This window comes from Mycobacterium sp., from assembly GCF_008709575.1.
GTDB lineage: Bacteria > Actinomycetota > Actinomycetes > Mycobacteriales > Mycobacteriaceae > Mycobacterium.
The window spans coordinates 1-841 of sequence record NZ_VYIK01000241.1 but is presented as its reverse complement, the minus strand read 5'-3'; the positions used below and the strand labels follow the sequence as shown (position 1 = coordinate 841).

The window sequence follows — 841 nt, the reverse complement described above, 5'->3', positions numbered from 1 at the left end:
CCCAGCTGCGTCAACAATCCCTCCAGCGCTCCGCCCAATCCGGCGGGGTGGAAAAGCTTCTGGAAAATGACCATCCCCATGATGACGGTGATCATGGTGTCGTTGGCCGGCAGGATGAATTTTGCTCCGATATTGCCGAAGAGCGTGGCGAGTTGCGTAGCGAAGGGACTGCTCGAAATCGGTATCAGCGAACTCAACTGTGCGGTGAAGTTATTCAGCGCCGTCAGCGCCGCCAACAATGGTCCCGTTGCCGCGACGGGTGACGCGACACCCTCCAGCGCGGTGGGCACGGTGGCTATCATCTGCGTCAATACCGATTGCGCGGTGCTGCCGGCCGCTGCGCCGCTGGCGTGGGCCACCGCCGCGGCCTGCGCCTCCAGCCCGGCATGATCAGTGGTGGGCGGCGGCGCACTGAACGCCGTCATCCGGGTGGCCGCGGCGGACTGGGCGGCGTAGCCATACATCGCGGCGGCGTCTTGAGCCCACATGTCGGCATACGCGGCCTCGGTGGCCGCGATCGCCGCGGTGTTTTGCCCGAAGATGTTGGTCGCCAGCAGTGCGGCCAGCTGGGCCCGGTTGGCGGCGACCATCGGCGGGGGCACGGTGGCCGCGAACGCGGTCTCATAGGCCGTGGCGGCGGCCCTGGCCTGGCTGGCGGTCTGCTCGGCTTGGACGGCGGTGGCGCCCATCCACGCCTCATACGGCGCGACTGCGGCCGCCATCGACGCCGACGACGGACCCAGCCAGCCCGACGTCAACCCCGAAATGACCGAGCGATAGGCAGCCGCCGTGGACTGCAGCTCGGCGGCGAGCCGGTCCCAGGCCGCTGCGGCGGCCACCA

At 68.7% G+C, this 841-nt stretch carries 1 protein-coding gene; it reads right to left on the bottom strand.

Translation table 11 applies throughout. The features are described 5' to 3' along the window. Positions 1-841 (bottom strand): PPE family protein (locus tag F6Q13_RS18170; protein ID WP_293059509.1); only part of this gene is annotated, 841 nt, incomplete at both ends.